This window comes from Pseudomonas sp. Z18(2022) (genome assembly GCF_036346535.1).
Classification (GTDB): Bacteria; Pseudomonadota; Gammaproteobacteria; order Pseudomonadales; family Pseudomonadaceae; genus Aquipseudomonas; species Aquipseudomonas yamanorum_A.
Map to the genome: position 1 here is coordinate 47,834 of NZ_JAOTOA010000017.1, position 22,076 is coordinate 69,909.

General features: G+C 55.7%; 26 protein-coding genes, 1 tRNA gene and 1 pseudogene. 17 read left to right on the forward strand and 11 right to left on the reverse strand.

The window, feature by feature from the left end; genetic code table 11:
- Positions 1–59: 59 nt before the first annotated feature.
- From V3W39_RS25665 to V3W39_RS25675, 3 genes are all read left to right on the forward strand, one after another.
- Positions 60–1,103, forward strand: coding sequence for a phage late control D family protein (locus V3W39_RS25665; RefSeq protein WP_330213596.1), 1,044 nt, complete (start codon positions 60–62; stop codon positions 1,101–1,103).
- A 74-nt stretch (positions 1,104–1,177) separates the two neighbouring features.
- Entirely contained in the window at positions 1,178–1,825 is a 648-nt protein-coding gene (locus tag V3W39_RS25670) for a glycoside hydrolase family 19 protein (protein WP_330213597.1), read from the forward strand.
- On the forward strand, positions 1,822–2,367 hold the full coding sequence (locus V3W39_RS25675; protein WP_330213598.1) for a lysis system i-spanin subunit Rz: 546 nt from the start codon (positions 1,822–1,824) through the stop codon (positions 2,365–2,367). Before V3W39_RS25670 ends, V3W39_RS25675 begins: the two co-directional genes overlap by 4 nt.
- Positions 2,368–2,550: 183 nt before the next feature.
- On the opposite strand, the gene V3W39_RS25680 is transcribed toward V3W39_RS25675, so the two are convergent.
- The gene (locus tag V3W39_RS25680; RefSeq protein ID WP_330213599.1) at positions 2,551–3,684 is read right to left on the reverse strand and encodes an acyltransferase family protein; all 1,134 of its coding nucleotides are present in this window, start codon (positions 3,682–3,684) and stop codon (positions 2,551–2,553) included.
- A 216-nt stretch (positions 3,685–3,900) separates the two neighbouring features.
- On the opposite strand from V3W39_RS25680, the gene V3W39_RS25685 reads away from it, so the two are divergent.
- A complete protein-coding gene (locus V3W39_RS25685) occupies positions 3,901–4,626 on the forward strand; it encodes a hypothetical protein (RefSeq protein WP_330213600.1) in 726 nt (241 codons plus the stop codon).
- Positions 4,627–4,698: 72 nt separating this feature from the next.
- On the opposite strand, the pseudogene V3W39_RS25690 reads toward V3W39_RS25685, so the two are convergent.
- A pseudogene (locus V3W39_RS25690) lies at positions 4,699–5,301 on the reverse strand (SOS response-associated peptidase family protein).
- A gap of 318 nt (positions 5,302–5,619) precedes the next feature.
- Between V3W39_RS25690 and V3W39_RS25695 the strand changes: the two are divergent.
- Positions 5,620–6,756, forward strand: a complete 1,137-nt coding sequence (locus V3W39_RS25695; RefSeq protein ID WP_330213601.1) for an acyltransferase family protein — start codon at positions 5,620–5,622, stop codon at positions 6,754–6,756.
- Positions 6,757–6,764: 8 nt separating this feature from the next.
- Here the strand turns inward: V3W39_RS25695 and V3W39_RS25700 are convergent, their stop codons facing one another.
- The 7 genes from V3W39_RS25700 to V3W39_RS25730 form a co-directional block, all read right to left on the reverse strand.
- Positions 6,765–7,127, reverse strand: a complete 363-nt coding sequence (locus V3W39_RS25700) for a hypothetical protein (RefSeq protein WP_177076366.1) — start codon at positions 7,125–7,127, stop codon at positions 6,765–6,767.
- 92 nt (positions 7,128–7,219) lie between these two features.
- The gene (locus tag V3W39_RS25705; protein WP_330213602.1) at positions 7,220–7,429 is read right to left on the reverse strand and encodes a hypothetical protein; all 210 of its coding nucleotides are present in this window, start codon (positions 7,427–7,429) and stop codon (positions 7,220–7,222) included.
- Between the two features lie 1,416 nt (positions 7,430–8,845).
- Positions 8,846–9,118, reverse strand: coding sequence for a hypothetical protein (locus V3W39_RS25710; protein ID WP_330213603.1), 273 nt, complete (start codon positions 9,116–9,118; stop codon positions 8,846–8,848).
- A gap of 97 nt (positions 9,119–9,215) precedes the next feature.
- On the reverse strand, positions 9,216–9,596 hold the full coding sequence (locus tag V3W39_RS25715; protein WP_177041875.1) for a DUF1090 family protein: 381 nt from the start codon (positions 9,594–9,596) through the stop codon (positions 9,216–9,218).
- Positions 9,597–9,844: 248 nt separating this feature from the next.
- On the reverse strand, positions 9,845–10,150 hold the full coding sequence (locus tag V3W39_RS25720) for a DUF6124 family protein (RefSeq protein WP_177041877.1): 306 nt from the start codon (positions 10,148–10,150) through the stop codon (positions 9,845–9,847).
- 326 nt (positions 10,151–10,476) lie between these two features.
- Positions 10,477–10,797, reverse strand: a complete 321-nt coding sequence (locus V3W39_RS25725; RefSeq protein WP_259199017.1) for a hypothetical protein — start codon at positions 10,795–10,797, stop codon at positions 10,477–10,479.
- 6 nt (positions 10,798–10,803) lie between these two features.
- Complete coding sequence (locus tag V3W39_RS25730; RefSeq protein WP_330213604.1) at positions 10,804–11,760, reverse strand: glycoside hydrolase family 6 protein; 957 nt, start codon at positions 11,758–11,760, stop codon at positions 10,804–10,806.
- Between the two features lie 98 nt (positions 11,761–11,858).
- On the opposite strand from V3W39_RS25730, the gene V3W39_RS25735 reads away from it, so the two are divergent.
- The 7 genes from V3W39_RS25735 to V3W39_RS25765 all read left to right on the forward strand — a co-directional run bounded on the left by V3W39_RS25735 (position 11,859) and on the right by V3W39_RS25765 (position 18,023).
- Positions 11,859–11,981 (forward strand): DUF1993 family protein, encoded by a 123-nt coding sequence (locus tag V3W39_RS25735; RefSeq protein WP_256390365.1) that lies wholly within the window; start codon positions 11,859–11,861, stop codon positions 11,979–11,981.
- 153 nt (positions 11,982–12,134) lie between these two features.
- Entirely contained in the window at positions 12,135–12,743 is a 609-nt protein-coding gene (locus tag V3W39_RS25740; protein WP_177114686.1) for a LysE family translocator, read from the forward strand.
- An 844-nt stretch (positions 12,744–13,587) separates the two neighbouring features.
- Positions 13,588–13,674, forward strand: a tRNA-Leu gene (locus V3W39_RS25745).
- 313 nt (positions 13,675–13,987) lie between these two features.
- On the forward strand, positions 13,988–16,090 hold the full coding sequence (locus V3W39_RS25750; RefSeq protein ID WP_330213605.1) for a TonB-dependent siderophore receptor: 2,103 nt from the start codon (positions 13,988–13,990) through the stop codon (positions 16,088–16,090).
- 94 nt (positions 16,091–16,184) lie between these two features.
- Positions 16,185–17,336 carry a PepSY-associated TM helix domain-containing protein gene (locus V3W39_RS25755; RefSeq protein ID WP_330213606.1) on the forward strand — a complete coding sequence of 384 codons (1,152 nt, stop codon included), beginning with the start codon at positions 16,185–16,187 and terminating at the stop codon, positions 17,334–17,336.
- On the forward strand, positions 17,333–17,509 hold the full coding sequence (locus V3W39_RS25760; protein ID WP_330213607.1) for a hypothetical protein: 177 nt from the start codon (positions 17,333–17,335) through the stop codon (positions 17,507–17,509). The genes V3W39_RS25755 and V3W39_RS25760 overlap by 4 nt, the downstream gene beginning before the upstream one ends.
- Before the next feature lie 52 nt (positions 17,510–17,561).
- Positions 17,562–18,023: an anti-virulence regulator CigR family protein gene (locus V3W39_RS25765; RefSeq protein WP_177041889.1), complete on the forward strand. Its 462-nt coding sequence runs from the start codon at positions 17,562–17,564 to the stop codon at positions 18,021–18,023.
- Between the two features lie 95 nt (positions 18,024–18,118).
- On the opposite strand, the gene V3W39_RS25770 is transcribed toward V3W39_RS25765, so the two are convergent.
- Entirely contained in the window at positions 18,119–19,129 is a 1,011-nt protein-coding gene (locus tag V3W39_RS25770) for a zinc-dependent alcohol dehydrogenase family protein (RefSeq protein WP_177041891.1), read from the reverse strand.
- 183 nt (positions 19,130–19,312) lie between these two features.
- Between V3W39_RS25770 and V3W39_RS25775 the strand changes: the two genes are divergently transcribed.
- From V3W39_RS25775 to V3W39_RS25795, 5 genes are all read left to right on the forward strand, one after another.
- Positions 19,313–20,212, forward strand: a complete 900-nt coding sequence (locus V3W39_RS25775) for a LysR family transcriptional regulator (RefSeq protein ID WP_330213632.1) — start codon at positions 19,313–19,315, stop codon at positions 20,210–20,212.
- Between the two features lie 110 nt (positions 20,213–20,322).
- Positions 20,323–20,484 carry a hypothetical protein gene (locus V3W39_RS25780; protein WP_177076347.1) on the forward strand — a complete coding sequence of 54 codons (162 nt, stop codon included), beginning with the start codon at positions 20,323–20,325 and terminating at the stop codon, positions 20,482–20,484.
- Positions 20,485–20,489: 5 nt separating this feature from the next.
- Positions 20,490–20,807 carry a hypothetical protein gene (locus V3W39_RS25785; protein WP_177114748.1) on the forward strand — a complete coding sequence of 106 codons (318 nt, stop codon included), beginning with the start codon at positions 20,490–20,492 and terminating at the stop codon, positions 20,805–20,807.
- A gap of 82 nt (positions 20,808–20,889) precedes the next feature.
- Positions 20,890–21,306, forward strand: coding sequence for an NAD(+)--rifampin ADP-ribosyltransferase (arr, locus tag V3W39_RS25790; protein ID WP_330213608.1), 417 nt, complete (start codon positions 20,890–20,892; stop codon positions 21,304–21,306).
- 72 nt (positions 21,307–21,378) lie between these two features.
- Positions 21,379–21,579, forward strand: a complete 201-nt coding sequence (locus tag V3W39_RS25795) for a DUF1737 domain-containing protein (RefSeq protein ID WP_330213609.1) — start codon at positions 21,379–21,381, stop codon at positions 21,577–21,579.
- Here V3W39_RS25795 and V3W39_RS25800 read toward each other — a convergent pair.
- On the reverse strand, positions 21,563–22,051 hold the full coding sequence (locus V3W39_RS25800) for a DUF2569 domain-containing protein (protein ID WP_330213633.1): 489 nt from the start codon (positions 22,049–22,051) through the stop codon (positions 21,563–21,565). The two genes, V3W39_RS25795 and V3W39_RS25800, sit on opposite strands and share 17 nt — an antisense overlap.
- Positions 22,052–22,076 lie beyond the last annotated feature (25 nt).

Consider the following 22,076-nt stretch of genomic DNA (forward strand, 5'->3'; position numbering starts at 1 on the left):
CCGTTACGCGTAACGGCCGCCGACATTCCCCCGCGTTGGCGGGGTAACCGGGTGAACCTATGACCCCTAGCTTTCGCGTCGTTGCAGACGGTAAAGACATTACCGCGCTGATCAATGACCGCCTGTTGCTGCTGAAAACCACTGACAAGCCCGGCATGGAGTCGGATGACTTTGAGCTGCGCATCGATGACCGCGACAGCGCCGTGGCGCTGCCCAAGCGCGGCGCCGGCATTGAGATTTACATGGGCTACGCCGAAACGTCCATGGTGCGCCTGGGGCGTTACATGGTGGATGAGGTCGAGATATCCGGCCCACCTGACACCATCGTAATACGCGGCAAGGCCGGCGATATGCGCGGCTCAGGTAAGACGGTGCGCAGCGGTAGCTGGGAAGACGTGCCGCTGTCCAAGATCGTGGCCGACGTGGCTGCCCGCAACGGCTGGACGCCGGTATGCAACGTGTCCACGAACGTGCCCCGGGCTGACCAGCTCAGCGAATCCGACTTTAACTTCATCACTCGCATTGCCAAGCAGCACGACTGCACGGCCAAGGTGGCGGATGGGAAGTTGATCGTGATGACGCGCGACGGCGGTACCAGCGCGAGCGGCAAGTCCTTTGGCGCCGTCACCATCACGCGCGCGGACGTCAGCCGGTGGCAGTTCCGTTTAGGTGATCGCAACACGCACAAGGCGGTGGCCACCAAGCACCAGGACAAGAAAACCGGTGAGCTGAAGCTGATCAGCCTGGACAACACCGATGCGCCCGACGGGCTGCCGGCGGTACACACCGATCGCCATATCTACCCCAACAAAACCGCAGCGGAACAGGCCGCCAAGGCTCGCTTGACCGCCTTCAATCGGTCCTCGGCGGGTGTGCGCCTTGAAATGGTAGGACGTACCGACCTGTTTGCCGAGCGATCGGTAAACGCCGCCGGCTTCAAGGTCGGCATCGATGGTGAGTACTTGGTCGACTCGGTTGAGCAGGTGTTCACCCAAGCGGGCTGGTCCACCACCGTTGAGTGCAACGGCGGTAAGAAAGGGAAGGCCAAGGCCAAAAGCAAGAAGACGAAGCAAACCAAGGTGGTCAAGGTTTTAGAGCTTTGACATCACTCCCAGGAACACCCGTTTAACCACTCTGACCGCCGCCGATTGGCGGCTTTTTTTTGCCTGGAGAAAACATGTCTATCACCCTGCAGCAGTTGCTGTTGATCCTCCCGAACGCTGGCCGCCAAGCCGGGCTCTTTGTCGATGTGCTGAATACTGCGATGAGCAAGTACGGCATCGTTACGCCCAAGCGCATCGCGGCATTCATCGCCCAAATCGGGCACGAGTCCAGCCATTTGACGCGCCTGGTCGAGAGCCTGAACTACAGGGCGGACCGGATCGTTGCCCTGGGTAATGCCGCCAGCCCGGGTTCCCGCTGGCGGTCCCTGGTGCCGCGTGCCGCCGAGCTGGCGGGAAGCTCCGCGCGGATGGGGAATGCCGTCTATGGCGGTCGTATGGGCAACGGCCCGGAAGCATCTGGTGAGGGTTATATCTACCGGGGTCGCGGCCTGATCCAGATCACCGGCAAGGACAACCATCGGGCGTGCGGTGAGGCCTTGGGTATCGATCTGATCAATCACCCTGAGCTGCTGGAGCAACCCCGATACGCCGCGCTGTCTGCGGCCTGGTACTGGTCCGTAAACGGGCTGAATACCCTGGCCGATTCTGGCGACATGCAGAACATCGGCAGCCTCATTAACACGGGCAGCAAGGGCAAGGTGCCGAATGGCGCAGCCGATCGCCTGGCGCTGTATCAGACGGCATTGCGGGTGCTGGTATGACGCTCGTGCAGAAGCTTGCCGGGCTGGCTGCGTTGATCCTGTTGGCCATGGCCATGGCCACGAGCTTCGGCGCTGCCTGGCAGGTGCAGGACTGGCGCCTCGGCAGGGTGGTGGCAGAGCAGGGCGCCCAGTTCGAAACGGACCTGACCGCGATCGGCAATGCCGCTGCAGCTCAGGCACGTACCGAGCAAGAAAAGCGGCTGGCCACCGAGCAGCAACTGGCCGCCTCCGATCAACAACACACCAAGGAATTATCCGATGCCCAGCGCAACCAGGCTCTACTGCGTGACCGCCTTGCTACTGCAAATGTGCGGCTGTCAGTCCTTCTCGACGCCACGGATTCAGCCAGTGGCTGCAACGTGCCTGCCACCCCCGGCGCCGTCGGCGTGGTTCATGCAGCCCGTAGAGCCCAACTTGACCCAGCGCATGCTCAACGAATTATCGGCATCACCGACGCCGGAGACCAAGGATTGATCGCGCTGCGGGCTTGCCAGGCGTACGTCAGGGCTGTGAGTAGGCCAAGCTCCCGCAGCATGAACTGATTATCGCGCTGTTGTGCTGCTAGCTTCCTGCTAATAGTTTGGAGCTAGGTGCATGCGCTATTCAGTTCTTCGCGTTCCGTCATTGCGACCTTGACTGCTTTCGTTCTATCGCGCCTTCCGTAGCAATGCCTTAGTCTCGGTAAGAGAATCTATGAGCAGGGCATACTGGTGGTTGCCAATTTCTTAAGCTGGTTGGTCAGTCAGGGGGGGGATTCGGGTGAGTCTTCTGCCTACTCTTATGAAGGGTTTTTCAATTAAATGGAATGCCACAACTCCAGCGGCGACTGCTGTCAAGCCTATAACCCACCATGCAGCGTCGCATAGCACCATCAAATAAACGATGGGGGCATGAAATGCATATATGCTATAACCAGCAGATCCTACAGATCTCAATGGGATATTGAATTCAGCTGTCTCTTTATCGATAGAAGCTATTAAGCATCCAAAGCAGAGGGAAAGCATTATCTGGCGCACTATAGTTAATAGTTGGTCATATTGCTGTGCGTCATTTTGAATTAAAGTTAGCCCTATCCAAATGCCTGCTGGAAGCATGATGGAGCGACAAATTGAATTTGCGAATTTTTTGTCGGTAAACTTTAGGCCAATCCACCAGGATGTTATAAACCCAATTAAGCTTGCATTGAATGACCATGGGCGCCATTCCGGTATGAATGTATTGATGCAGGCTGTGGAGATCATGCAAATAGCTACTATTATCCACCATGTTAAGTCTGACGTGCGAGTAATTACCCATAATGCGATTGGGTAGAGCGCATAAAGCCACATTTCTGCTGCTACGGTTTGCAGGGGGCCATTACCTTGAATTGAAAGGAAGTAGTCTTGTGGGTTTAATACTTCAGTGGTTAATAGCTTCCTCAATATGTTTTCGAATGCAAGCTCTTTAGTTCCTGATACAGAAAATACAGAGTCTGGATTTATTTGCGATGCTATGTAAAATATGCCGAAGCCGAAACATGAAGCGATGAAGAAGACTGGGTATATTCGGAAAAATCTACGTATTAAATACGCTCGCACTCCTCCGGAATGCCCGCGAAGTCCATTCCGGTGAATGCAATAACCGCTCAATACAATAAAGCCTAAAACTGCAGGGTGTGTTTCACCACCACTTTGGAACAATATTTCCATTTTTTTCGTAAACCAGACTAGGGCAAAAGGTATTGCTTCCGGCCCTTGAATGGCGAAAATCCATGGCACAAGATGGGTCACGACAACCCAGACGGCGAGGAGGAATCGAAGCGTGTCGATATTTTGCGAGCGGCTAGGGTTGGCCGGAATACTTAAAATGGACTTTCCCATGTCGGAGGCGTCTATGATTTTTGGGGCCTAAAAATACCATATGATCGACACATAATGTGGCAAATATTGATGCCTGAATTTCTGGGTAATTCATCAGTGATGAGTGTGATATAATGGCCGTACAAAGCAAGTAAATAAAACTCTAAAGAAATTTAGTGGCTAAGTTTAGACGTCGAGAGAGTCATTGTGGGAATAAATTCAATCGTAGTTTTTTTCGTGTTTTTTATTGTGTCGGCGTCTGCCTACTCTGATGTGATAGTGCCAGAACCGAGTTATCCGATAAAGACTTGGCGGCAGTCCCACTTTGCGCTGGATAAAAATGGCGCGCTCATACCAGAGCAGCGGCATGGTAAGGCTTTTTATAAGGTCAAAGAAGGTAAGTATACATTTGTCAGAGCGCTTCCAAAAGATAAAACGGCTTTGGTGGTTATGGATCCTTGGCAGGATAGCGGGTCTCCAAAGATGAATGAGCATTTTAAAAATGTTTTTTCAAAAAGGCTTGTCCCGCTGGTAAAGCATGCCGTCGAGATGGGCTTTAAGGTTGTTATCATTACCAATGATCCCGCCAAAGTAAATCTAGGTTACGCGTCAAAAATCTACCCAGCCTTACAAGCAATAGTTGATGCGGGAAAGGCGAGCGTTCTTTATCACTCTGATGTAGATGATAGGAGTTTTGAGGTCTATTTAAGGGGAGCCGGAATTACTACGCTCATATATTCAGGCTTTGCTTCAAACATCTGTGTCATCGGGATGCCTACCGGCATGATTCCGATGTTTCACAGGGGGTTTCGCCTGTTTTTTGTTCCTGAGGCGTCAGCGGCTACCGAGTTTGGTGATACCTGGGGCAATGGAGCCGTTCACAAAGCTATGACATCCATGATTTCTTCGTGGGTTGGCGAGATAATCGGCTTCAAAGACTTTATGAAAATCAAGCCAGTTTGATTCCAATTTGAGATTCTTATCTTTCCAGTTTTGCGGATGTTACTAATTAAGGTTGTTATCGGCTGCTGAGCTCTATTGGTACAGCCTCCTGCTTATTGAATAGGCAAGGGCTGTAACTGCTTCGAACCCCTCATACACTTCGGAAGGTTCCCCTAGAGGCCATCATCATTAGTTTTGCGCGCCTTGATGTGGACCGATCCAGTCAGCCCCAATCGATTTTCGGTTTTAGGGCTGCATGGTATCGGTAGTGGATGACCATGCCGTGGGTACTATCGGTGTTGATAATCACAAAACCATTCTGCTTGCCCGGACCTTCATCGCTGTCGTACAGATGGCCAATGGCGACGCACACCACGGGCGTGCCATGCCGGTGGCGGATCAGGTAGGGCTGTTTCTTCGGCCGCCTTCGTCCACCCACTCAAACCAGTTATCGACGGGTGTGATTGCCCTGTGGGGCCAGATCGCACTGAAGAACGGGCCGTGGGCTACCTTCTCGATGCGGGCGTTGATTGGCGCGGCGCGATCCTTGGCCCAGTGCGGTCGCCATCCCCAGCACACCAGGTCGTTGTGTAGCAGATCGCCCTGCAGGTGGAGAAGGGTGGCTTGGGTTGTCGGGGCGACGTTGTAGCGCTCCATGGGCAATTCACCGATGGAGTTCGCAAGTGCATTGGGCATGCTCAGCGCTGCAACGAAGTCGTGGATGCCGCTTTACTGGGAAAGCCTTCCGCACATTGCCAGGCCCTCGATCTGACCCCCTGAGCTTGGACGATGGTTTCGGTCGAGACTTAAGGTCGCTGAGCTTCCCGATGTCGAGTCTTCGCTACACGGAAATCCCTGAACTCTGGAAATACCGGTACCAAGTCATTCGCCACCGTCGTGGCTGATGTATCAGTAATGACACACTAGAAAATCACCTAGACCATAAAAAGCAAGGCGTGCTGTGTTTTTCGGTGGAGAAAAATTCTTAATTGTAGTAAAAATGACACATTCTTGGTGTCTGAGGTTTCTATGCAAAGGATTGCTTTTGCGAATACGTTACGCGGTGTCGCGAGCCTAAGTGTTCTTTTACTGCACTACGTACTGATGATTAACTATATGCAAGGCAGTTACGCGGGGTTGTCCTCTCTGCCTGGGGCTTTTTATCATCCGTGGCTTGTTAATTCCGTAAACTTTTTCTCGATGATTAACTTGGGCGCTTTCGGGGTGTCTTTGTTTTTTCTCATTAGTGGGTTTGTTATTCCGTTTTCAGTTTCCTCATTTGCCTCCAAAAACTCAGGGCGAACCCGATTTTTTATAAATCGAGTGTTCCGCATATGGCCTACGTATGCCGTGGGCTTCGCGGTTTCGCTTGCAGCGCTTGAAATAGCGTCTTATGTTTCCGGAACGGCAACGTCTTATACGCTCGGTCACCTTCTGGCACATGTGTCTCTTTTTCGTGACTGGACTGGCTATTTAGCTATTGATGGGGTCGTGTGGACTCTTGAGGTCGAGGCGAAATTCTATCTGTTTATGCTGGTTTTCTGGGGGGCAATCGCGAATCAAAAGCTGTGGCCTATAGCTGTTCTCTGTATTGCAATGGTTTTTGCTTCTCGATATGGAGTTGGTGTTTCTAATCCGGATACCTTGTTTTTGAATATATTGTTTCCGATTAAATACTTGTTCTTCATGTGCATAGGGATAGTATTCAACTATCACTATCGTGGAACCCTAACTACAGAAAAGCTTTTTGCTATCTCCATCTTTATGATTGGCGTCTTCTCTTACGTGTGTGCCAAAGAGAAATGGGCCGACATTGTTTTGATTGCCTACATATCGAGCTTTGTCCTGTTCACAATCATGTACCTGTTTGCGCGTGATTGGACCGGTGGCCGGGTGTTCAGCTTCCTCGCCGATATTAGCTTCCCGCTTTACGCGTGCCATGCGGCAATGGGATATGTAGGTATCCGGCTCATGGTCGGCTGGGGCTTACCGTCAGCTCTTGCGCTGCTGATTGCGACGGCCTTAGCCTTGGTGCTGTCCTGGTGCATACACATCGTGATCGAAAATCCGTCGCATCGCCTGGGCAAAAGAATTGCAAGCAGCCTAGACGCGGATGGTACGAAGGCTATTACGAAAGAACGATCTGTGTAATCGCCGGGTCAATTACTGATTGTGGTTTGCCCCATGCGGATCTGTCGTAGTAGCTCCTGGTTCTGGTGGAGAATGATATCCCGCTGGTTTTTGACGACCAGCAGGCTCCCAATTTGGCCATCAAGCTCTGACACTTTGCCTTTTAGCTCGGCAATCTCGGCTTGTGCTTTCTTGAGCTTGAGCTCAGCCGTGGCCTTATCGCGTAGAGCATCAGCTTGCATCTGGATCAGCCCCTGAATGTCCTGCCTGGCCTTTCGCAGTTGCAGGCTCTGCTCCTGGTACTCGTTCTCCAGCATGAGTGCGTGCTGCCTGCACATTTCCAGAGGCGTGGGGCTGCCAAGCCACCAGTCGGTGTCTTCGTCGATGTTCATGGTAGGTATTCCGAGAGCTGTATGTGTATACAGTACTCGGGATTTGGCGAAGCTGAAGGCTTGAGGCGACGAGCTGCAGGTTTGCCCGACGATCAGTCAGGCGCCATGAGGACGGCCAGGGTCAGCTTGATGAACTCTTCGTTCTCATCGATGGTGTGCAGTGCGCCGCGCACGTTCTCGGCCACATCAGCAGAGCCACGCTGCTCGACCCAGTTCGATAGCTCCATGATCGAGGCTTCAAGGGCCAGCTGGTTTTCGTAGTGCTTGGAGAGCAGGGAAGGGAGCAGGTCGGAGTTGGGCATCGGCGTTCCTCTGATGGAGTGAACAGCTTAGCAGTTGGCGGTTGGGAGCCCGCCCCAAGGTCATAAGTGTCCGCTCTCGACCCAAAGCTGCCCTTCGCGAAAGACAGCCAATGATCCATAGCCCGAACGGTTCTGCGATGAAAAAAGCCCGCCAATCGGCAGGCTTTGCTTGAGGTACTAATCCCCGGTTGTGTTAAATCATCTAATCTGCGGTGGTTGTTGTGGCTCAATTAGACTTTGTAAGGGAGCCGCGACTTGATCATTTCAGCTTGGTGATGATACCCGCGTTTCTCAAGCTCTTTAATGAAAACCGGCCATGGAGGGATGTTACTCATGTAGGGAGTTGCGCCTGTAGACATCCCGCCCCCAGCAGCGGTAGACAATCCTCCACCCGCACCAGTTGATAGACCGCCTCCCGCGCCTGTAGATAATCCTCCTCCTGCACCTGCTGACAATCCCCCGCCAGCTCCCGTAGATAAGCCGCCTCCAGCCCCTGTAGACATGCCTCCACCAGCACCTGTAGACATACCCCCACCTGCTCCTGTTGAAGCACCGCCTCCGGCACCTGTAGACATACCTCCCCCAGCGCCAGTAGAACGGCCTCCACCTGCGCCGGTGCTTTGATTACGGTTCCACATAATTCATCTCCATTTGTTGGAAAAAACACCTTCTATTGACGCTCCGAGACTCGCCCCTCGACAGTCCGGTTACTTCTAACAGTCAAAGATAGACCACCATCAAACGTTGGCAGGGCGCATTCCGAGCAAGTAGACCAACGTGAGTCTTCGTGTTAGTTAGAAGGGCTGCTTCTGGCCGATAGCTGCCTGTCGTTACTTTTGTGCGGTGGGCCAGTGTGTGAAGCGACTGCGACGATGCTGGCCAACAAAGATTGGATCGAAAATCAGTTCCGCAATGTAAAATGAGCGTCGCGCAAACAAAGGTCTCCAGCCGTTTTGGCACATTACAAATGCGGAAAGGTATTTGTTTTAAGTTGTTGATTTATCTGGTTTTATGCGTGGATTGCAAATCCGCCTACGCCGGTTCGATTCCGACCTCGGCCTCCACTCCTAAAGCCCCGTAGATCAATGGTCTACGGGGTTTTTTTATTGCCTCTGGGAAAGGCGTCGTAGTGGTGCGCTTCAAACCGCCCTCGCAACGTTGGCTTCCACTCCCAATCCGACTACCATCGCGCTTTTACTCTAGGGATGGACAGATGTTTCCAAGGTATTTGCGATGGGTGTTTCTTGTTTGCGTGATCTGCAACGTCTTGCAGTTGCTGTTGCTCGGCTTCCAGGCCTATTCGGGCTCGGTGCCTCCCACCAAGATGATCATGCCTATAGTGATGATCGTCGTATTCGGCTGGATGGCCACTCAATCGACCAAAACGAAGTAAGCCTCAATCTGCCTGCTGCAAGGTTATGGCAGATTCGCGATGGAAGCCTGCTTCTTGAAGTTTGACGTCCGGATATATCTGGCAAGTATCCATAATCCGCTCCCCGCGGCTGCCAACACGACAGACACGAATAAATCAAAAAATCCTTCTCCAATCTGCTCAGGCGTCACAATTCGGGAGAGCATTTTCACGGTAGCAGTGACGATCATGTAGGCGGTGAACATCCAGAACGCAACTGACGCCGTGTAAATCGGTATCGAAAGGGTTGTGTGTAGCCAACCTGGGGCTTTATTCATCAGCGGGTACTTCACAACTTACTGAAAGACCTATCATCGATAGGCGTGGCAGAAAAAAGGCCCGCGAGTACGGGCCTTTCTCACAGCGTATGGCGACTTACTTGAACAGGCCGCCAATTGCGTTGATCGCATCCGCAGCCTTGTTCACGTTTTGCTGGTTTTGGGGGTTGTTGCTCACTTGCGCCTGGGCGTTGTAGTTGCTGTTACTGCAACTTTTGTTGGTTTGTGTCAGTGCCGCTTGGAACGCCGTCGCGCGCAAGGTATCGCCCTTGGCATTGGCAGCATTGATATTCGCCTGCAGGTCACGGACTTGTTGCTGGCAGGAGGCGTTATTGGCGTTGACAGTGTTGTTGCTGTTGCTGGCGCCACCCAAGGCAGACGACAGGGCGCCTGTGAGGGCGGACAGGTCGGCAGCATGGACGGGCAGGGTGAGCAGGCTGAACAGGGCGGCGGCAGGTGCGAGTTTGGAAAGACGCATGGCAAACCTCAATGTTTTATTGCCTGCGCACAGAGGGGAACCCGAGCCGGCGCAGAACAATATCCGTATAGAGGTGGCGCCCGGGTGCAGCGAAATATAGGGGGGCGACTTTTGACCTTCAACGCCGGGATTCGATAAGTGTGCGTTGTTTCACGTTGTTTGTCAGACGTTGCTCATGACTGGCTGGTCGCCCAGGCTGCGACGTCGTGCACATTGTGGGTGCCTGACGCCACGCCTGAGGGAGTGGGTTAGTGCGGTTTCAAGCAATCCAGCGCCTGATCCGCCAAGGTCCTGGCCATGCCGATCAGGTGCAGGGTGGAGCGCGCCATGTCGCGGCTTTCCTCAGTTGCATTCTGAGCGGTGCCCTCAGCCGTTGCGGCTGCGCAGCGCAGTAGTTCGGAGAGTTGGGCAATGGCGTCTTCAAAGCTGACGTCCTGGTGAACGGTGAATATTGGATGGGTAACGGGATCGGGTTGCAGGTAATGACTCAGGGCGCGCTCAAAGGCTTCGCGGTCACGGGTGACGCGGGGCGGGTCGGGGACGATCTTGTTCATGCATAAGCTCCTACTGATGGGGAGCCATCCTCGTGTCGGTCTCACTCGACAAAAGGTGGCAGCTATGTGCAGGGTGAGAAAACCGGACAGTAGGACTCCGGCCAGACCGAAGTCTGCCCGCACACAGCCGCCATAGAGCATGCTACAGACGGTAGTGGCGCTTGGCGCCTACTGGTTCCAGGTTCTCACACCCGATCGCTGATATGCAGCGACGGAGCGAAGACTAGCCAGTGGTTCCAGCGGGCACAAGGCCGAAAGATTCTCTAGGAAACGTCCCGCAAGTTAAAGCGATTTGCCTTGCTGGCCTTTAAAAAATCGGGTGGTGTTCAACGGTGTTTGGGGACGCCCGACAGTCTCGCCAGCAGCGTTAATGCCACGATTGCCCAGCCAAAGTTGAGTGCCACAAACATCCACTCAGCTGGGTTTGTGCCCAGGAATATCATCGAGGTTGTCGTTAAAAAAACAATCAAAAACCCAATAGGGAGCCAGAACCAGAGGGGCCTCTGACGCTGGCACGCCTCTACCTCCAACGGATTTTGTTCATGGAGCGTCATCTGGGGTCGGCCTCGGTAACCTGCTGCTTCCTTGCCGGTGTTGAGCTCAAGAGCGTTATCCTGAGCAATGAGGCCGGGCGATGCAAGGCTCATTCGCCCTTAGTTCCCATCAATCAATCGAAGCGCGAGATCGGCGCTGAAAGTGCCTGCTATTGGCCCGCCATGACACTTTGTTTTTGGCGACGATGCGCCGTCTGAATTACCGGGCAGTTTGATCCACAAGGCAACCAACTGAGGCGAAAGCACTTGCGGCGCAATGCCGAGCCTGCGGCCTGGCGGGTTGCACCAGTCGCCAGGAATCGCACCATTGCCGTTGCGGCTGGTGTCCACCGCGATGGCCTTTGTATAGCTGAATTCGCTTAACAACCTGCTGTTGATTGCGTCCCCGTAACTGCGCACCTGGGCGAGGGTGTAGAAGTTGGCAATATTCAGGGCAAACCCGCGGGCCTGTTTTACACCGGCTGCATTCAACGCCTCGGCCATGGCGGCTGGGGATTTCCAGCCTGGATTGCCGGCGTCCAGATAAACATCAGTGTGTGGCGCGCGCTGCTTGAGCCCCGACACGGCATAGTTGAGCAGCGTCAGCCGTTCGGCGCGTTTGTCGCTGCCCAGGCACTGCATGTCGGCCAACGCATCCGGCTCCAGAATGACCACCGCCGGGTTGCTTCCAATACCGGTGATCAAATGGTCGATCCAGGTTCGGTACGCTGTCGCATCCGGCGCGCCACCCTTCGAGGCGCCGCCGCTGCAATCACGGTGAGGCAGGTTGTAGGCCACCAGGATCGGGATTTTATCGGTGCTGGCGGCGGCCGAGACGTAGCGACTGACTCGGTCGGTGAGTCTGTCGGCAGTCTGGCTGGTGCCGGTCAGCCACAGGGCGCTGGGTACGTTTGCAATCGCTGAGCGGATCCTTGCTGTGGCCGGCGTATCGGGGTTGTGCTGCACCCATTGTGCCGCGCTGGACTGCGGATTGGCGTAGAAACCATCGCCCGCGTGGGCAGCAGGCAGCATTAACAGGTAGAAAACGCCGGCGGCAAGGGTAGCGATCTTGATCACGCTCTACACCAGAAAAGGGCATGGGCCGCCACGTTAGAACTACTCCTTGCCCACGTCACGTGAAGCTGGATGAAGCTTGCAGGGTAGCCGGCTGAATCGTGAGCATTCCACAGTTCTACATTCACCTGATGACCGCTCATAGCATCCTTCGCCATAACGGCGTGCCGCTCGTAAAGGCCGATTGTGTGCCGCCTATGTTTGGCTTCGTGCGCCGACGATAGGCAGGCTGTAACGCTCTTTGCAGCACGCAGCCGCAAGTGCGGCGCGCTATCGCGAATGAAGTGTATGCCTGCATCTCCCCGTAGCTGTACGGGGCACACGCCGGCATAACGGTCTACTGTCGTGGCCACAGTACTTCGTTCGGATCTCGCGCCATGCTCATGTCTTCAAGCCTGTTGTCAGCCTTTGCGCTGTTCGCCTTTGTGTCCTCGATCACCCCCGGCCCCAATAACACGATGTTGCTGGCGTCCGGGGTGAACTTCGGTTTTATCCGTTCGATTCCCCACGCACTGGGCATCAGTATTGGCTTTATGTTGTTAGTGATCGCGGTGGGCCTGGGGCTCGGCGAGGTGTTCAAGGCGCTGCCGTGGGCTTACACCGTATTGCGTTATGTGGGGGCGGCGTATTTGCTGTACCTGGCCTGGAAGATCGCAACGTCCAGCGGGATGTCCGATGACACCGATGGCAAGCGCAAACCCATGACCTTCCTCGGCGCGGCGGCGTTCCAGTGGGTGAATCCCAAGGCCTGGGTCATGGCGCTGGGCGCGATCACCACCTACACGCCTGCGCAAGGGTATGTCGGCAATGTGCTGTTGATTGCGGCGGTGTTTGCCCTGGTGAACCTGCCCAGCGTTTGCGTATGGGTGGGCTGCGGCAGCAGCTTGCGCAATGTGCTGCGCGAGCCGCGCTGGTTGCGGGTGTTCAACTGGTCGATGGCGGGGTTGTTGGTGCTGTCGTTGTATCCGATGTTTTTCGTGGGCTGAAACGCCCCCCTGAGCGCAGGCGCCGGGGGCGTCAGCGGGCTGTGAACCCTAGACCGGTGAGATGGTGGCAAGCAGACCAATCGCGATGGTCAGCGCAAGAAAACCGAACAGGAAAAATGCCATCTTAGCCATAAGGCCTCCGAAATGAACGGGCCGGCAGGACGTTTCCTGTCGGGCTCCCCGGGCGTGTCGGGAGTGGCTGTATTGTCAGGGCCGGGCGGGTTTCGATACAGGGGCAGATGCAAAAGAAAAAAGCGTATCAGATGTCCTCGGGTGCCGCAGGAGCCGTAAAACCGGGGATGATGATTTTCGGGTATCAGGCAATAAACAGCAGCTCAGTGGCGTTTCCAGCGCAATGGTGAGCGCCCCAAGGCCCGGTCAAGGAACTAACCTTTTGCGCTGAGTATCGTATCCACGATTTTGCAGCGCAATTGAAGGCAAAGCGCAGTGGGGATGGCTATTCTCAAGCGGCGCTGGAGTGGGTTCCTTGACGTGTTTTCATCGGGGCGAATAGGCAAATGGGCAAAACGTTGGCTGCGCTGTCGTTTTTGATGACCCTGGTTTGGGTATCAGTGGTGATTGCGGTAATGACTTATTTTTCTTAGTGCGCCCGGGAGCAGGGGTCGTGCCTGGCGACGGGGCGTGCCTGGTCGTGACTCACGACCGCCGTCGAAATCTGTAGATCACTGATCTGGCGAGCTTTTTTGTTGGCCGGCGCATCGCTTGTTTGTTTGAAAAAGCCCGTTCTCGACCTTGCATCGAGGGGGCTGGATCTATATATTCCCTAGCCTGCTGCAACGCTCAAGGGCTTATAACGCTGCCTGGCTTGCTGCATAGCGCTACCGCCCGAATGGCGAAACTGGTAGACGCATGGGACTTAAAATCCCCCGCTCGTAAGGGCGTGCCGGTTCGATTCCGGCTTCGGGCACCATCATATTCAAGGACCTGCATGATTTATCATGCAGGTCCTTTTTGTTTGCGCTCCGCAATTTCAACTCCTGCGCCGGCGGCTTTCCGCGCTGCGTCAAATCTCCCTCGTACCCGGCTGAAATCTGCTCAAGGGCAAATTTTGGACCTTGCGCATCTCCTCCTTTCGAAGCACCAGAATGTAGCCAAATGTACACGAGGGTAAATGTTTCGAAATGTGAAAAAAATGTCCAACTCAATTTGGTAATTGAGTTAGATTCCTATTAGCGTTCTCAAGTATTAACGCGCTTGACTCACTTGTCGTAGGAATTCCCGTTTTGAAACATCACCTTTCCGCCAGTCTGTTGCTTGCGGGCGCTTGCAGCGCTGCGTCCCTGGTTTATGCCGCCGAAGACTTGACGTTGCCGACTACCCAGATCGAAGCGAGTAGTGAACCTATTGACGGTCCAACCGTGGGCTACAAGAGCAACCCGTCGTCCAGCACTACTCGTCTGGGGCTGACAGACAAGCAAACCCCGCAAGCCGTGACCACCATCACCCGGCAAGCCATGGACGACTTCAAGATCACTGGTATCAAGGACGCGCTGCGCTCCGCACCCTCGGTGACCGTGGAGCAAACCGAAACCGATCGCACGGAATTCACCTCGCGGGGCTTCGATATCAACAACTTTGAATACGACGGCGTGGGCATGCCATTCGTGGGAACTGTGTTGGTCGGTGATCAGGACTTGGCCGAGTTCGAACAGATCGACGTCCTGCATGGTGCCAATGGCTTGATGAGTGGCGCTGGCAACCCGTCGGCCACGGTCAATTTCGTACGCAAGCGCCCGACCGAGACCTTCCAGGCGCAAATCGATACCAGCGTCAGCTCCTGGGATGGTCGTCGTGTGGCCGTGGACGTTTCCGGCCCGTTGACGGATACCGGCAACGTACGTGGGCGCTTTATTTATTCCCACGACAAGGGCAACTCATGGATGGATCGATACAGCCATGAGCGCAACGTCGCTGCCGGTCTGTTGGCGTTCGATGTGTCCGATGCCGACACCGTGACCGTGGGCTTCTCCCAGCACGACAGCGATTCAAACGGTAGCACCTGGGGCAACTTGCCGCTGGTGGATAACGACGGCAACGCCATTCACTATGGCAGCCGCAGTTCAAGCATCGGCCAGCCGTGGACCTATTGGAACCTGCGTACCCAGCGTACATTCGCTGAGCTCAAACATGATTTTGGCAATGGCTGGAACGCTACGGTCACGGCCACTGGCATCACCGAAAAGCAAGATACCAACATGATGTATGTCGCCGGGGTCAGCGGTGATGACGCCTCAGTATTTGCCGCCAACACCACCAGCGAGGCTCATCAATTGCTGGGCGAGGCCAAGGTCTCCGGCCCGTTCAGCCTGTTTGGCCGAGAGCATGAATTGACCTTCGGCGCCGCCTATGGCCGCACCCATCAAAAAGCCCGCGAATACGATGCGGCTGCAGATGGCTATTACGACACGTCATTCTCGGATGTGCTGGCGGGTAATTTGGCGCATCCATCGTTCCTGTTTACCAGCGACGCCAATACTCAGAATTTTACAGACACCCAGAAGAGCGTGTACGCCGGTGCACGATTCAGTCTGGCCGATGATCTGCACTGGATCGCCGGCGCGCGGATGATCAGCCTGGACGCTTCCGGCGACAGCTATGGTTCCGACTACTACACCCGTGCCCATGGCAAGGTGACGCCTTACACCGGCCTGGTCTACGATCTGGACAAGCAGTGGAGCGTGTACGGCAGTTGGACGAAAATCTATAGCGCACAGTACAACCTGGGCAGAGACGGCAAATTGCTGGCTCCGCTTGAAGGCAAAAGCATGGAAGCGGGTGTGAAGGGCAGCTTGCTGGATGAGCGCCTCAACGTCACTGCGGCGGCGTTCAAGACCGAACAGCATAATGTCGCGGAGTATGTCGGCTTGGTCGATGGCCGGTCCGTCTACGATCCCATGGATTACAAGAGTCACGGCGTAGAGCTGCAAGCCTCCGGCGAGGCGCTACCTGGGCTGGACCTGCTCGCCGGCTATACCTACGTGCGCATCGACAACGACGACGGCGACAAGGCACGTAAATATGTGCCGACCCACAGCGTGCGCGGCATGCTCACCTATCGCTTGCCGAGCTTGCCCCAAGCCAGGGTGGGTACACGGGTAAGCTGGCAGAGTGCAGTGGAAAACGACACCAACAGTGCTATCCACCAGAACGCCTACGCCTTGCTCGATTTCATGGCCAGCTATGACATCGACAGCAACTGGAGCACGTCGCTGAACCTGAACAACGTCACCGATCGCAAATACTTGCTATCGCTTTACAACAGCGCCACGACCGCCAGCTACGGTGCCCCACGTAACCTGGTCGCTTCCGTTACCTGGAAATACTGATACCGCCTGAGGGCTCGGTGTGTTTACCCCTCACACCGTCACCGGGCCCTCGTAGCGCACTGCAAGCTTGGTTCTTTAAGGAAAATCTCTGCGCATGACTGCACGAACTCTGCGTATCTGGTTTCTGGTCCACAAATGGACCAGTCTGATCGCTACCGTTTTTCTGTTGTTGCTGTGCCTGACGGGGTTGCCACTGATCTTTCATGAAGAGATTGAGCACTACGTCGAACCGCCTCCGCCCCTGCGTGTGCTGACCGCCGAGACGCCACGAATCAACTACGACACAGTCATTGCCAGGGCACTGGCGGCACAACCGGGCGAGGTCGTGCGTTTTGTCGGCTTCGATCCGGAAAGTCCGCTCGGCACGGTGTACACGGCAACCAGCATTATGCCGCCACCGATCGAGGGTCATTCGCAATCGTTCGATACGCGCACCGGGGAGCTATTTCCTTCGGCGCCGCCGGACGATGGGTTCATGAACCTGATGTTGCGGCTGCATACCGATTTGTTCATGGGGTTGCCGGGTTATCTGTTCCTCGGCTTCATGGGTTTACTATTGGTCGCGGCGCTGGTGTCCGGCGTGGTGGTGTATACACCGTTCATGCGCAAGCTGGACTTCGCCACCGTGCGCAGCGGGCGCAGTTCGCGCTTGAAATGGCTGGACCTGCACAACGTGCTCGGCATTGCCACGCTGGCCTGGGTGTTGGTGGTGGGCGCGACAGGCGTGATCAATACGCTGGCACTGCCCATTTTTGACTTCTGGCAGAGTGACCAGTTGGCGCAGATGACGGCACCCTACAAGGATGCGCCGCCGCTGGAACGCCTCGGGTCGTTGCAAAAAGCGCTGGATACCGCGCGCAAGGCGGCGCCAGACATGGAACCCAGCTTTATCGCCTTTCCCGGTACTCAGTTCAGCAGCCAGCACCATTACGCAGTGTTCATGCGCGGCACCACACCGCTCACCGCGCGATTGCTCAAGCCGGCCCTGGTGGATGCGAGTACCGGCGAGCTGACCGACATGCGTGTGATGCCGCTCTACGTGAAAACGTTGCTGGTTTCGCAGCCGCTGCATTTTGGTGATTACGGCGGCTTGCCGCTGAAGATCATCTGGACACTGCTCGATCTCATCAGCATCGTAATCCTTGGCAGCGGGCTCTACCTCTGGCTGAGTCGTCGCAAGGTACCGTTGCAAAAGCGTTTGGATGAGTTGAATGCCAGTGGGCCGCAAATGGAGGGCCGATCATGAGGCGCGGACTATGGATGATCTTTCGCTGGCCGCTGTTGCTGTTTTTTTTGAGCCTGTTCGGATTGCTCTCGGCACTGATCGGTGATGGCGTCTATGACCTGCTGTCATGGCTGAGCCTGGGGATGCCGTTGGGGCTGGTCGGGGTGGTTTGGCTACGTTTGCATCGGCGCTAAAGCCGCCAATACCGTCTACATTTCAAGGGCAACCCCTTTGGAGAAGACAGTGATGTTTAAATCTCGCTCGCTTGTAGCCGCTGTTACCTGCCTTGCCTTGGCAATGAGCTCAATCACAGCCTTGGCCGACCCCGGTAACGGGAAGGGGCAGGGCAATGGAAAAGACAACTCCCAAGGCGACCAGGGCCACGGCAACAAGGGCAACAAGGGCAAAGGTTCCAGCGCAGATGATTGGCAGCGCGGGCCCAGCATTGACCGGGGCGGCGTATTGGGCGTGGTTGGCGGCTACCGTGACTATTGGCGCCCAGGTCCCTCATTGCCACCCGGAATACAAAAGAATCTGGCCAGAGGAAAACCGCTTCCTCCAGGCATCGCCAAGAAGCTGGATGGCCGCTTGCTGGGCAGGCTGCCCCATTACGACGGCTATGAATGGCAACAGGCAGGCACTGATCTGATACTGGTCGCAATCGCTTCCGGCATTATTTATGAGGTTCTCAATGGCGCCTTTGATTAAGGCGCCCAGGGGATCAGTGTTTTCGCCGCCCGGATCACACTCAACGCGCTCAAGCGTTGAGTGTGAAACTCCCGTGTGGCACCACCATCCCCATCTTACGCAATCTTGATCACCACCTTGCCAAACGCGCCCCTGGCCAGGTGTTCGTACGCCTGGCGCGCTTGGTCGAAGGGGTACACACGGTCGATCACCGGGCGAATCCTGTGCTCATTCAAGAATGCGTTCATGCGGTCAAACGACGAGCGCGGCGCTACGGCAATGCCGCGAATCGTGGTTTGGCGGAAGATCATCGGCATCAGGTTCAGTGCAGAGGTCTGGCCGGTCAGGAAACCGATCTGGGCGATACGCCCTCCGGCTTTTGTCGCGGCGATGGATTGGTTGATGCCGTCGCCGCCTGCCACATCCAGCAGCAGGTCCACGCCCTTGCCGTCGGTGAGTTTCAATACTTCTTCTGCCCAAGCGGGATGCTTGCGGTAATTCACACCGGCAACCGCACCCAGTTTTTTCATCGCATCCAGGTTCTCATCGCGACTGGAGGTGACAATGACCTTGGCGCCAAGGGCCGTTGCAATTTGCGCAGCGAAAACAGACACCCCGCCAGTGCCCTGGACCAGAACCGTCTGGCCGGGCTCGACCTGGCCGAAATCAACCAGCGCGTACCAGGCTGTCAACGCGGCAATCGGAAGGGTCGCGGCCTCTTCATCGGACATGTTGTCGGGGGCACGTACTGCGCTGTCTTCGTGGATGATCATGTATTGCGCCAGGCCGCCCGGTAATGGCGAGCCGAAGCAGTAGTCGGGTTCATCCGGGCCAGGCATGCCGTCCAGCCAGCGGGAGTAGAGATGCGAGTTGACCCGGTCCCCGATGGCGAAGCGGCTGACGCCGTCACCCACCGCAACCACAGTACCGGCTGCATCGCTGACGGGAATCAGCGGCTTGGGCACCTTGTGGGGCTCGTAGATGCCGTCAACGATGGCCTTGTCCCGGAAGTTGAGGGATACGGCCCCCACCTTTACCAGCAGCTCTCCGGCCTTGGGTACGGGAGTCTCGGTATCGCCTTGCACCAGGTTGTCCAAACCGAAATCTTTCAGAAGCCACGCTTTCATTTTCTGTCTCCAGCAACGGTGAAGGGGTAGGGGAGGCAAGCGCCTCCTGTGTGCCTGGGCCATTATTTAGTTTTCACCACGCAGCATAAATGGGCAGAACCCAACAGGATTGTTATCCTGAGTGGTAACAATAATCCCTTCGCAGGCTTCCCGAGGAACAGACGCATGGCGCTTCTACAGTCGATGCAGGTATTCGCCAAACTGGCGGAGTTGGGGAGCTTCACCAAAGTCGCGGAAGCGATGCAGACAGGCCGCCCGTATGTCACTCGCACGATTCAGGAACTGGAGGCTTCGCTGGGTGTGCGGCTGTTCCAGCGCACCACGCGCAAAGTCAGACTGACGGCTGAGGGCGAGCGATTTTACGAGCGCGTCAAAGAGATTTTGGCCACCATCGCGCAAACCACCTCCATGTTCGACCGCAGTGGTTCGACGTTGCGGGGACGGTTGCGGATCGATATTCCCACGGCCTTTTCCCAGCACGGGTTCATGGAAAGCCTCAGGCGATTTACCCAGGCATATCCCGAGATCGAGGTGGCACTCGGCGTGACTGATCGTACGGTAGACCTCGTGGCCGAAGGCATCGATTGTGTATTGCGAATCGGTGATCTCCCTGACTCCAGCCTGGTGGCCAGGGACATTGGCAGCGCGACCATGGTGACCTGTGCATCGGCAGGTTATCTCCAGGCCTGCGGGGTACCGCAAACCCTGCAAGCGCTTGCAGGCCACCGATGTGTTGGCTTCCTGTCCGGCCAAAACAACCGGCCGCTGCCCTGGCACTTCTCGGTGGAGGACGAAGATCGTCCCCACACGCCGCGTGGCGGTATCACCGTGAACGAGTCCAATGCCTACGTTCAATGCGGTGTTGCAGGCTTCGGCATCATCCAGGCGCCGGGCATTACCGTCGGTGCATTTCTCGACAGCGGAGAACTGGTTGAAGTCCTCGGCGCATTTCGTCCAAAGCCGCGCCGGGTTTCTGTGCTGTATCCAAGCAGAACCCATCTTGCACCCCAGGTAGATGCATTCGTGGATTGGCTGAAAAAGCATTTTCCGGTTCTGCACCCCGACTGGTTCAAGGCTCATTAACCCTTCATGAGGCGCGATTGCGCGGGTTGTTCGCCAGGGGCAGCGGCACGTATGATCGCAACAGCACCTTATTCGGGCGCTGAGACTCACCCCCTTTGAAGGACATGAGCATGGAAAAGCACTTCGGTAATTCAGGCCTGTTCAAGGCTGCTTCGTATCGCTGCAACGCACTCCTGGGCCGCGGCATCGCGCGCTGGGAGCTGAAAAATATTGCGCTGAATACGAAGGAGTTTTTGATATGTCCAAAGAATTACTCGGAGTTTCTGCTCTAGGGTTGATGGTGGTCGGTGAGTTTTGTGCGATCTACAGTGAGGTGGTCACCGCCAGGCTTGCCCAGACAGGGCATGGTTCATGGGAGGCGTTCGTACTGCCCGTTGTGCTGATGTGTTTTGCAGGGCTTTGCCTGCTGGGAGCGTATTGGCTGGGGTATATGGCTGTCGGTGATATCTGGGTTGTCACCGTGGTCTCGGTTACCTCTTTGCTGCTGCTTGAGCCGGTGGTGGTCTGGTCTCTGTTTCATGAAGCACCAGGACGTGGCGCACTGATTGGGTTCGTCCTGGGCGCCCTGGGCATGCTGTCCACTGTATTGCTTTAACTCAGCCCTCTGGCCCGGCAATCAAACGCCGGGCCAGCTCGCCGTCGTTGCAGTATTCATAAAACCACGGAGTCGCGAGCCTATGTCGATTACTGCTGGCCTGTTTACGCGTCAGTTCTTTCATGGCACCCGTGCCGATCTGGAGCCCGGCGATCTGATCCGCGTCGGCTACCCGTCCAATTTCACCGAAGGCAAACCACTTTCCTGGGTGTATTTCGCGGGCACGCTGGATGCGGCCATCTGGGGCGCTGAACTGGCGCTTGGCAGTGGGCGGGAACGGATCTATGTGGTGGAGCCAACGGGGTCAATCATCGATGACCCCAACGTGACGGATAAGAAATTCCCCGGCAACCCCACGCTTTCCTATCGTTCAACCGACCCGTTGCGGGTCGTGGCCGAAGTGACGAAGTGGCAAGGGCATCCGCCTGAGCGGTTGCAGCAGATGAGGGACAACCTCGCCCGTTTGAAGGCCGAGGGGCGCGATGTCATCATCGATTGATATGATCAGGAACCAACGGGCGTCGCCCGATAGCCAAGTGGTTTTTTCCAACCTTTCCAGCAGGTGCCCCCTATGCAAAGTTCTCCTCCTGACGGCTTGCCTGTCTATCGGATTCTGACCGGCAAGGACGATGCCTCCTTCTGTCACCGAGTCTCAGAAGCCCTTGCACTGGGCTACCAGCTTTATGGCTCGCCAGCGGCCACCTTCAACGGTGAGTATGTCGTGGTGGCGCAGGCTATCATTTGGAACCGGGCGATCAGCCCGGCTCAATAAGCGAAGCGCGCGGCTTCGGTTCTGCGTCAGGCCTGTGTTCGACAAACGTTGCCTTTACTCTCTTGGACACCAGAATGTAAGGCACCCATACGACAACGGAAATCAATCCCCGTACAAATTCCTTTGTAGTGCTGGGGTCGAATATTGGCTCGTCAGGGACGATAAGCGAGACAATCCACGAGTCCAAAGGCACAAAAGCAAAAGAGACAATAAGTGTGGCTATATACACTTTCGGGAATAGATAGTGCCTGGAGAAAAACAGATAGATCAGGTAGACGAACGTCAGGATCAACAGGGAGTTGAAGAGCGCCTCAAACACCACCAGTGCGGCCCATGCCGGGTTATACAGCTCTGAACCCGGGGTTATGACATGCGTGAAGGTGCCGTCTGTGAAGATGCCGTAATACAAGGGCCCGAAGGCGAATGCCACGCGCAGGGGCGTAACAATCAACCCCAGCGCGATTAATATCAGTCAGCCACCCAGCCCCTTCAGATCT